This window comes from Oligella sp. HMSC09E12 (genome assembly GCF_001808505.1).
Classification (GTDB): Bacteria; Pseudomonadota; Gammaproteobacteria; order Burkholderiales; family Burkholderiaceae_B; genus Oligella; species Oligella urethralis.
Genome location: NZ_KV793543.1, coordinates 1 through 3756 on the forward strand (window position 1 = coordinate 1; position 3756 = coordinate 3756).

Consider the following 3756-nt stretch of genomic DNA (forward strand, 5'->3'; position numbering starts at 1 on the left):
GAATCCCATCCCTTTAGGGAGGGGAGGAAGTCAACTTGTTTATTCACCTCAATTTGGAGTTAAATCGTGTCCCAACTTATTCGAATCGGTATCGTCGGCTATGGTAATCTTGGTCGTGGTGTAGAGACCGCCATTCAGCACAATCCTGATATGAGTCTTGTTGGTGTGTTTAGCCGTCGGCCACCAGAGCAGTTGGTGACGCTCAATGAGCAGACCAAGGTCTTTGCCATGGATGACCTAAAGCGCTTTCAAGATAAAATCGATGTGTTAATTCTATGTGGTGGTTCTAAAGACGATTTGCCGCAACAGACGCCGGCGTTGGCGGCATTATTTAATACAGTTGATAGTTTTGATACCCACGCTAGAATTCCTGAGTTTTATGCCAGTGTTGATGCTGCTGCGGCCCCTGCCAAAAAAACGGCACTCATCAGCGTGGGCTGGGATCCTGGTTTATTCTCACTTAATCGTTTATATGCTGAAGCGGTGCTGCCTGATGGGGAGAGCTACACCTTCTGGGGCAAGGGTTTAAGCCAAGGTCACTCGGATGCTATACGTCGCGTTGAGGGGGTAAAGGCGGGGGTGCAGTATACCTTGCCTTCAGCCAAAGCCATGGATGCCGTGCGTACAGGTACTCGCCCAACGCTTAGCACGCGCGATAAGCACACACGTGAGTGCTATGTGGTGCTGCAAGCGGGGGCGGATGCCGCCGTGGTTGAGCAGACGATTAAAACCATGCCTAACTACTTTGATGAGTATGACACCACCGTTCACTTTATTGATGAGGAAACCTTAGCGCGAGAGCATCAGCGAATGCCGCATGGTGGCTTTGTGATCCGTAGCGGTAATACATGCCCTGAGCATAATCAAGTGATTGAGTATGGTTTGCAATTGGATGATAACCCCGGTTTTACATCCAGTGTACTCGTTGCTTATGCGCGGGCTGCTTATCGTATGAATCAGCAAGGTCAATACGGTGCTAAAACCGTGTTTGACGTAGCGCCCGGCTTGCTGTCGATAAAATCACCAGAGCAATTGCGTAAAGAGATGCTGTAGTGGTAGCGTGATGGGGTTGAAATAATAGTAAAATGCGTATATACCGATGCCGCTTCGTTGATTTTTAACTAAGCAGCATAGTATCGACTAAGTTATTAATACATGCTTAACAACAAGAAGCTTGGATTTTAAGCGTCTGAAATAGGGTTTAAGGGGTGGAGGCTGTTAGTTTTTGAGGACTAAACCAGGATTGAATCTGAGCACGTATTTTCTCAAGCTCTGTCGTATAAGCACTCTCAACAAAGCTTAAATTAAAAAGGTGTTGTATATGAATCATATTTATAAAACTGTGTGGAGCGAGCAAGCGAGTACCCCCCCCCTATGTGACGGTCTCGCAAGTCGCAAAATCGAAAGCTAAACGCCCAGGTTCGTCGTCACGAAGCACATTGACCAGTGTTGCCTTGGTGGTGATGAGTGGTTTGCCGATGACGGCTAGCGCTGATTATCAGGTTGATGGCGCTGCGTCCATCAGCAGTCAGACGGGCATTACTTGTACGAGTCCAGATGGAAAAAAGAGTTATTCATGTCAGATACCTAATGGTGCTGGCGGTTTTGCGACGATTAGTGGTATTACGGCAGCCGACATAGATGCAGCGATTCAAAATGCAAAGACCTGGGCGACCAGCAAGCTTGGTCAAAATGCTATTGCGCTAGGAGGTACAACGACTAATGCTGGTGGCGTCAACAGCATAGCGGTAGGTCATAGCACCATCGCTAGTGCACCTCGCAGTATTGCGGTAGGTTACAACACTAAAGCGGAAGAAGAGGGCGTTGCAATTGGTACAGGGCGCAATACAGGCCTATCAGCGACACAAGCCGGGAAAAGAGGGGTTGCTATCGGTTATGAAGCCAAAGCAAACGGGGAAAGTAATATCGCCATCGGTAATACTGCGTCGATGTGGTACCAGGGAAACAATAAGAATGCCATCGCCATTGGTACCAAGGCACAGGTCGGTGATGGCGTGGAAGGTTCGATCGCCATCGGAAAAGAATCGTATGCCGGCCATGAAGCGATAAATATTGGTACACCGACCAAGCCTGCTAACCATAGCAACCAGAAAGGTGCTTCCAGACGTGGCTCGACCCTGATCGGCGCACAATCAAATACGCATGCGCTATATTCCACCGTGATTGGTAGCAACAACGATCTGTTGATTAATCAACACGCTAAGACGGGTGGATTTTTCGGCAGGCGGGATTGGGCTGCCCAGGGCGCTTTTTCCCAGATAACTGGTTCCTATAATACTGTGGGCAACATGGATAAGACCACAAATACCAAGAAGTACAACAGTATTGCGGTTATTGTGTCTGGTGCGGCCAATGAGGTGCAGGAAAGCAATGGTGTAATCATCAGCGGTTACGGTAACAAAGTCGAGAATTCTTATAACGACCAGATAGACGTAGGTATGTTTGAGCCTACTGCGGCCTCTAGCATTGGGGATAAGCTGCGTGATAGCAAAACCCAACTTGGCCAAGTTGGAGTCATCGGTGCCGGCAATACTGTCGACAATGGCAAAAACCTTTTCCTGACGGGCATGCACAGTAGTGTGAAAAATACCGAACTTTCGTCCGTACAAGGTTTTGGAAATAAAGTTGAGAACACTAAGCGTGTGTTTGTTGCTGGGGCGAAGAATGTGCTAGACGATGTTCAAAACTCCTTTGTAACGGGTAATGAGCAGGAGTTGACGACGGTGTCAGACAGCATTCTAATGGGCAATAACATCACACTAGATAATATCAGTGAAGCAGTGTCCATCGGTAACAATAGCGTTGTGGCCAACAAAGCTACCGCAGTGGGAGTTGGCGCCAAAGCTGAGATAGAAGGTAGCGTTGCCTTGGGTATAGCTTCCGTGGCTAATACTGACAAAAGCATTACCGGTTGGGACCAGTCGACTCAAACTCCGTACGCAGGCAATGACAAAACTACGAATATCGCCTGGACATCAACCGCTGCGGCGGTCAGTGTAGGTGATGTAGCCAATAACATCACCCGCCAGATCACTGGTGTGGCAGCTGGTCTGAATGATACAGATGCGGTGAACGTAGCTCAGCTCAAACAACTTAAGGCATCAGTAGATAGTGGTGGTTCAAGTCCAAATATTGATGAATTTGCTAAAAGCGTTGCTGCTGGCATGGGCGGTGAATCCAAGTTTGAAGGCGGCAAGTTAATCACCCAATTGAATGTGGACGGTAACACTTATAACAGCGTTAACGCCGCATTAAATGCGCTAGACACGAAGATTGGAAACGCTGGGAACAATACAAGCGCACCTTGGAGCGTTACCGACGCAAATGGCAATACCTCAAAGATTGGCTCTAACGGTAAAGTCACCTTTGTTGGCGATAGTAATATTTCGGTAGCTCAAACAGGAACCGATAATTCGGGCAAAATCGAGATTAGCTTAAAGCAAGACGTGACGCTGAATAGTCTCACCGCAAGCACCGTGAATGCCGATAGCATCAGCGTTAATAACGGTGGCCCGGTGATTAATAAAGACGGTATTAATATGAATAATAACCGCATAACAAACGTCGCCCCTGGTGTTGCTGGAACGGATGCGGTTAACGTTGAACAATTGTCAGCGGCCAATCACAAGCTACAGCAACAGATTGACGCAAATCGAGACGATATTCAACGTAATAATAACCGTGCCAATGCCGGTATTGCGGCTGCGATGGCGGCAGCTGGTTTACCTCAAGCCT

The 3756-nt window shown here is 48.0% G+C and carries 2 protein-coding genes; both read left to right on the top strand.

Annotated features, from left to right (window positions below; genetic code table 11):
- Positions 1-66 precede the first annotated feature (66 nt).
- Complete coding sequence (locus HMPREF3179_RS02550; protein WP_018027393.1) at positions 67-1053, top strand: diaminopimelate dehydrogenase; 987 nt, start codon at positions 67-69, stop codon at positions 1051-1053.
- A 386-nt stretch (positions 1054-1439) separates the two neighbouring features.
- On the top strand, positions 1440-3756 hold a 2317-nt coding region (locus tag HMPREF3179_RS02555), incomplete at its 3' end, for a hypothetical protein (RefSeq protein WP_083290678.1).